Origin of the sequence: Mesorhizobium sp. M7A.F.Ca.ET.027.02.1.1, from assembly GCF_004022985.1 — a bacterium.
Lineage (GTDB): Bacteria > Pseudomonadota > Alphaproteobacteria > Rhizobiales > Rhizobiaceae > Mesorhizobium.
This window is the reverse complement of record NZ_RZOL01000343.1, coordinates 1-6,818: the sequence shown is the minus strand read 5'-3', so window position 1 is coordinate 6,818 and position 6,818 is coordinate 1. Positions and strand designations below refer to the sequence as shown.

General features: G+C 62.6%; 5 protein-coding genes and 1 tRNA gene. 2 read left to right on the top strand and 4 right to left on the bottom strand.

The features are described 5' to 3' along the window. Nucleotides 1-29 precede the first annotated feature (29 nt). The gene (locus EN749_RS27590; protein ID WP_348629385.1) at nucleotides 30-320 is read right to left on the bottom strand and encodes a hypothetical protein; all 291 of its coding nucleotides are present in this window, start codon (nucleotides 318-320) and stop codon (nucleotides 30-32) included. Nucleotides 321-1,027: 707 nt separating this feature from the next. After that, nucleotides 1,028-1,104, bottom strand: a tRNA-Pro gene (locus EN749_RS27580). 200 nt (nucleotides 1,105-1,304) lie between these two features. On the opposite strand from EN749_RS27580, the gene EN749_RS27575 reads away from it, so the two are divergent. Both EN749_RS27575 and EN749_RS27570 read left to right on the top strand, forming a co-directional pair. Next, the gene (locus tag EN749_RS27575) at nucleotides 1,305-2,825 is read left to right on the top strand and encodes a phosphomannomutase/phosphoglucomutase (RefSeq protein ID WP_127396722.1); all 1,521 of its coding nucleotides are present in this window, start codon (nucleotides 1,305-1,307) and stop codon (nucleotides 2,823-2,825) included. Nucleotides 2,826-2,836: 11 nt separating this feature from the next. Beyond that, nucleotides 2,837-5,077 (top strand): mannose-1-phosphate guanylyltransferase/mannose-6-phosphate isomerase, encoded by a 2,241-nt coding sequence (locus EN749_RS27570; RefSeq protein WP_128364349.1) that lies wholly within the window; start codon nucleotides 2,837-2,839, stop codon nucleotides 5,075-5,077. Between the two features lie 8 nt (nucleotides 5,078-5,085). Here EN749_RS27570 and betB read toward each other — a convergent pair whose 3' ends face one another. Both betB and EN749_RS27560 read right to left on the bottom strand, forming a co-directional pair. Beyond that, entirely contained in the window at nucleotides 5,086-6,549 is a 1,464-nt protein-coding gene (gene betB, locus EN749_RS27565; protein ID WP_127397156.1) for a betaine-aldehyde dehydrogenase, read from the bottom strand. Between the two features lie 57 nt (nucleotides 6,550-6,606). Continuing rightward, nucleotides 6,607-6,818: GMC oxidoreductase (locus EN749_RS27560; protein ID WP_245491511.1), on the bottom strand; the 212-nt coding region annotated here is incomplete at its 5' end.

Genomic DNA, 6,818 nt, shown 5'->3' with positions numbered 1-6,818 from the left:
AAAAGTCTGCTAATCGTCGGCATGGTCGCTTAACGCTTCTGGCTGTTCAGCGTCGTGTCGGTGAGGAATGACGCGGCAATCAGGTCGTCAATCTCGATTCGGCCCTCGTCGCCCTCCATGATGGCCGTGACCTTCTGGAAGGTCTTCATCTCGTCTTCGGTAATCTGGGCTTCCTGCATCCTGGCTTTGATCTCTGTCATGCGCATGCCCAGGGCATGGGATTTCTTGGTCTCACGGTTCGACATGCTGCTGCTCTTTAGTTTTTCATTGATCATTTTTCGCCCACCACCCGAATTTGGGGCAAGGGCGAGCGTTTCCAACCTGGACTTCGGTCGGGCGGGGGCTGGACTTAAGTCTGGTTGCGGGCGTGATTGGGATGCGTGCCAAAGGCCTCTCGTGGCCCCACTCCCATCAAGACCCGACTCCCATCAAGAATCGGGGCCGGATCCCAGCGTCGGTACCCGTCGTTCGATCACCACGGAATGGTGCCGATGGGTGAGGACGGAACCTGTCACGACAGCGCTGTCGTGGTGATGATGCCGGCGCCTATGATCATAGGACGCACGACGGAACATTAGGCGTGCCTGATGGTTTATTTCTCGCAGCCGGGATCACGATTTGGTGTCTGCTGCAGATCAGTCGGCAAAGGCTGGTCGACCCGCGTTCTCCGCCAGAGGCGCGGGCTTCCCCAGGCAACAGGAGAGAGATCATGAACAACATCATTTGGCTCGTTGGAGCTGTAGTCATCGTGATAGCGATCTTGAGCTTTTTTGGCCTCCGCTGAGCGGAAACGCGCGTACCAGTTGAGATGTTTTCCGGGATCTGTCTGCGAGCGCAGGCATGAAGGCATCAGGCGGCCGGTTGGACCGTCTGGTTACTGTCCAGTGCAACAGGCATCGCTGTCGGCCGAGTCACAGAGGCACGGCGAATAGAAATTCGCCCATCCGACTGACGGGGGACGCGAGTAGTCTCGCTTGAGGGGCAGGTGGAGCGCCGAAGTCGGGATGCGCTAACTCTTTGTTTTCTCTGGTCGGAGTGGCAGGATTTGAACCTGCGACCCCCTCGTCCCGAACGAGGTGCGCTACCAGGCTGCGCTACACTCCGTGACCAGACCGCGGGCTTATAGCCGCCACACTTGGTTCCTGCAAGCGGCACGGCGGCACTTCTGTCGCATTTCGTCGGCTTTCGTCGAGCATTGCCCGAAAGGCCCGGATTCCCTTCCGGAATAAACGTGGCCTAAAGCCTTGTGTGCTAAGCCGCAGCCCTCGACAATTCGTAATTTCTGCCATTCGGAGTTTCCAGTCTTGTCCTTCAGCATCGTTGGCGACGCGCGGCCCAACAGTTTCGAATTCGAAACCGAAGCGCTGATCAAGCCATCCGGCTTTCGCGAATATGATGCGCGCTGGTGGTTCGGCCATCCCGGCTCCGCGCAACGACCGGAACTCAATCTGATCGGCGTCCAGGCGCTCGGCATGGGGCTTGGTACGCTGATCCGCCGTCTCGGCGCCGGTCCCGATATCGTCACCGGGCATGATTTCCGCTCCTATTCGCTGTCGATCAAACTGGCCCTGGTGTCCGGTTTGATGGCCGCAGGCGCACGGGTGAGGGACATCGGACTGGCGTTGTCGCCGATGGCGTATTTCGCCCAGTTCGCTTTGGATACGCCCTCGGTCGCCATGGTCACCGCTTCGCACAACGAAAATGGCTGGACTGGCGTCAAGATGGGTGCTGCGCGGCCGCTGACCTTCGGCCCGGAAGAGATGAGCGCGCTGAAGGCGATCGTGCTGGCTGGTGATTTCGATCTCGTCGGCGGCGGCTCCTACGATTTCATCCGCGATTTTCGCGCGACCTATCTCGACGATCTGACCCGCGACAAGCGCATCGCCCGAAAGCTGAAAGTGGTCGCAGCCTGCGGCAATGGCACTGCCGGCGCCTTCGCGCCGCAAGCGTTGCAGCGCATCGGCTGCGAGGTCATCGCGCTCGACGTCGAACTCGACCATACATTTCCGCGCTACAATCCCAATCCCGAGGATATGCGGATGCTGCATGCCATCCGGGACAAGGTGCTGGCATCAGGCGCCGACATCGGCCTTGGCTTCGACGGCGATGGCGACCGCTGCGGTGTCGTCGACAATGAAGGCAATGAAATTTTTGCCGACAAGGTCGGTGTGATGCTGGCAAGGGATATTTCCAGCCAGCATCCCAACTCGACCTTCGTCGTCGACGTCAAATCGACCGGCCTGTTCCATACCGACGCAATGCTGCGCGCCAATGGCGCCGTCACTGACTATTGGAAAACCGGCCATTCCTACATCAAACGCCGCGTCGCCGAACTCGGTGCTGTCGCCGGTTTCGAAAAGTCAGGTCATTTCTTTTTCAATCCGCCGATCGGGCGCGGATATGACGACGGGCTGGTCACCGCCATCGCCATCTGCCTAATGCTGGATCGCAGCCCGGGCAGTTCGATGGCCGATCTTTATCGCGCGCTGCCGCTGACCTTCGGCACGCCGACCATGTCGCCTCACTGCGCGGACGAGGTGAAGTATGGCGTGGTCGAACGGGTGGTTGCCGATTTTCAGACCATGAAACGGGATGGAATGGTTTTCGCCGGCCAGAAGATCGCAGACCTCATCACCGTCAACGGCGTGCGCGTCGTCGCCGACGACGGCACCTGGGGGCTGGTGCGCGCCTCATCGAACAAACCGGAACTGGTCGTGGTGGTCGAAAGCCCGGTGTCGTCGCAGCGTCGACGGGAGATGTTCGAGGCTGTCGACGCCGTGCTGCGCCGCAGCCCCGAGGTGGGCGCCTACAACCAGACCTTTTGAATGGTAGTTGAATGACCGAGCGGATTGTCAGTTTTGTAATGAGCGGCGGCGTCGGCTCGAGGTTGTGGCCGCTGTCGCGCGAGGACAACCCCAAGCAGTTCCACGATCTGTCCGGCGATGGCTCGATGCTGGCCAAGACCTTGCGTCGGCTGACGGCCCGGCCGGAAGGCGAAACGCCGATCTTCCTGATCGCCGCGGAGCGCCATGCTGATCGCGTTCACGCCGATCTTGCTGGTCTCGACCTCGCCGGCGGCGGTCCGCTGTTCGAGCCGACCGGGCGCAACACAGCCGCCGCCGTCGCACTGGCGACGCTGCGCACGCTGTCCGAATTCGGTGACAGCCTGGTGCTGGTGGTGCCGTCGGATCATGAGATATCGACCCCGCGCCAATTCTGGCAGAGCGTCGAAGCCGGCACCGAGGCAGCGCGCAGTGGACGGCTGGTGGTGTTCGGCATCAAGCCGACACAGCCCGAGACCGGCTACGGCTATATCGAGGTCGCGGCCGAAAGCGGCGGCACCTTCGATGTGTCGCGCTTCGTCGAAAAGCCGGATATTGAGACTGCGCAAAGCTATCTCAAGGCCGGAAATTTCTACTGGAACACCGGTATCTTCCTGTTTCGCGCCGTCGCCATGCGTGATGCCTTCATAGCGTTCCAGCCGGATATCTGGCTGGCCACCGAAGCAGCTTACAGGGCAGCGACATCGGATCTGTCCGGCCTTTACATGCCGCTAGAACTCTACGCCGCCATTCCGTCGAACTCGATCGACTACGCCATCATGGAGCGGGCAAAAGACATCGCCATGGTGCCGGCCGGCTTCCGCTGGAACGATCTCGGCTCCTGGCAGTCGCTGCTCGATGTCGGCCCCGCCGACGACCGGGGCAATGTCATCATCGGCGATGTCGTCGCTATCGATTGCGAGAATTCCTACATTCGCAGTGATGGCCGCCTGCTGTCGGCGATCGGCATGAAGGACATCGCCATCGTTTCGACATCGGATGCCACCTTCGTCGCCCCGGTCAGCCACAGCCAGCACGTCAAGAAGATCGTCGAGCAGCTCGAAAAATCGGGTCGCCTGGAAACCAGGTTCACGCCGGCGCATGACCGCGTCATCGAAAGCGGCGCCTGGCGCCGGCGCGTGCATCACTGGCTGTTTCAGGAGACCTTGCCGCTGTGGTCGACATCGGGGGTCGACGAACGCCATGGCGGCTTTCACGAAGCGCTCGGCCTGGACGCCTCGCCGCTGATGAAGCCCAAGCGCATGCGCACCATGGCAAGGCAGGTCTATGCTTTCGCCGTCGCCCGAGCGCGCGGCTGGGACGGTCCGGCCGACCGGCTGATCAGCCACGGCATCGCCTTCATGGCCGGCAAGGGCCGCACCGACAAGGGCGGCTGGGTTCGGACGCTGAATGTCGACGGTTCGGTCGCCGACGCCACCGAGGATGCCTACGATCATTCCTGCGTGCTCCTGGCGCTCGCGCATGCGCATATGTATGGCAATCCAGACGCCTTGCGCCTCGGCGAGGAAACCTTCGCCTTTCTCGATGCGCATCTCGAAGACAGCCGCATGACCGGCTTCCTCGAGACATCGGACGGCAAAGGCGAGCGCCGCTCCAACCCGCATATGCATCTGCTCGAGGCCTTCCTCGCTTGGCATCAGGCGACTGGCGAGCGCGCCCATCTGCGCCGCGCAGCGCGCATCATCGACCTCTTCCGAAGTCATTTCTTCGATCCGGAAAGCTGGACGCTTGGCGAGTATTTCGATGCCGAATGGAAGCCATCCGCAGGAGAGAAAGGGTCATGGACCGAGCCTGGCCACCATTTCGAGTGGGCCTCGCTGCTGGTCGATTTCGCTGGACGCAGCGGCCAGGCCGAATTGAGCGGCTTTGCCAGAAAACTTTACGCGTCGGCCACTGCCAATGGCCTCAACCGCGCCACCGGCCTTGCCTATGGCGCCGTCTCGCGGCAGGGCCTGCCGCTCGACCTGATATCACGCAGCTGGCCGCAGGCCGAAGCGGTGAAGGCGGCTATCGCGCTGGATGGTTCGGGCGGGCCGGACCTGAAGCCCGAGATCGAAGCGCGCGTCGGCCGGCTGTTTCGCTGGCACATCGACCCGGCGCCGCTCGGCCTGTGGATCGACCGCATCGACGAGCGCGGCCGCTCACTGGCATCGGACGTGCCGGCCAGCATCTTCTATCATCTGGTCTGTGCGCTGACCCAGTATCTGGACAGCACGGCCGACCCGAAGGCGTAGAGGGTTGATCAGTACGGGCTCGCCACGTCGCCCGTCTCGACATAGATCGACTTCAGCTGCGAATAGAGTGCCAGCGCCGCCAATGAATTCTCACGTCCGATGCCCGACTGCTTGAAGCCGCCGAACGGGATTTCCACCGGCGTCAGATTGTAGGCGTTGATCCAGCAGGTGCCGGCCTGCAGCTCGGCAATGACGCGGTGGGCGCGCGGCAGGTCGCGCGTGAAGACGCCGGCGGCAAGGCCGAATTCGGTGTCGTTGGCGCGGTCGATCACCTCGTCCTCACCGTCGAATTTCAGCACGCTCATGACAGGCCCGAAAATCTCCTCGCGGGCGATGCGCATTGTGTCGGTGACGCCGGTGAACACCGTTGGCTCGACAAAGAATCCGCCCTGGAAACCCTGCAGCGAAGGCACGTTGCCGCCACAGGCAAGCGTTGCTCCGTCCTGCTTGCCGATCTCGATATAGCCCACTACCTTGTCGTGCTGCGCCTTGGAAACCAGCGGCCCCATCTGGGTTTCGGGGTCGAGCGGGTCGCCGATGCGGATTTTCTTGGTCCGCTCGATCAGACGCTCGACGAAGCGGTCGTGAATGCCGCTCTGCACGAAGACGCGCGTGCCGTTGGAACAGATCTGCCCGGTCGAATAGAAATTGCCGAGCATGGCGCCGCCAATGGCGTTCTCGATGTCGGCATCGTCGAACACGATCAGCGGCGACTTGCCGCCAAGCTCCATCGTCGCGTGCTTCATCTTCGAGCCGGCGAGCGACAGCACCTTGCGGCCGGTCGGCACCGAGCCGGTCACCGAGACCTTGGCGACGACATCGTGGCCGACAAGCCCGGCGCCGACATCGCCATAGCCCTGCACGACATTGAACAGGCCGTCAGGCAGCCCCGCTTCGCTGTAGATCTCGGCCAGCGCGAGTGCTGAAAGCGGTGTGTTTTCCGAAGGCTTGAACACCATGGCGTTGCCCATGGCGAGCGCCGGTGCCGATTTCCAGCCGGCGATCTGGATCGGGTAGTTCCAGGCGCCGATGCCGACACAGACGCCGAGCGCTTCGCGCCTTGTGTAGGCGAAGGGTCCGCCGAGATCGACCCACTCGCCATTGTAGGCGGCAACCGCACCGCCGAAATATTCAAGGCAGTCCGCCGCCGAAGGGGCGTCCGCCACCAGCGTTTCCTGGATCGCCTTGCCGGTATCCAATGTCTCGATGCGGGCGAGGTCGGCGTTGCGGGCGCGCAATATGTCGGCGGCGCGGCGCAGGATGCGCCCGCGCTCGACCGGCTTCAGCCGCGCCCAGGCGGGCTGCGCCGCCCGCGCTGCCTCGACGGCGAGTTCCAGCACGTTCGGCGTCGCCGAGCGCAGCATGGCGATGATCTCACCGGTTGCCGGATAGATGACCGGCAGCGGCGCGCCGCCTTCGTCCTCGATGTAGCGTCCGTTGACATAGTGCGATGCCGTGGGCTGAGCGCGCATGGAAGTCTCCAGATTGTCTTTCGCGGCATGCGGATCGTGCAGTCACACGATCATGCTCTATCTGTCCGACGCCTGCCAGCGCGGATTGATCCATGGTTCCTGGTTGGACGGCGCCAGCGGCGTGCGGCCAAGGATGTGGTCGGAAGCCTTCTCGCCGGTCATGATCGAGGGCGCGTTGAGATTGCCGTTGGTGACGCGCGGGAAGATCGACGAATCGGCGACCCGCAAGCCTTCGATGCCGATGACCCGGCACTCCGGATCGACGACAC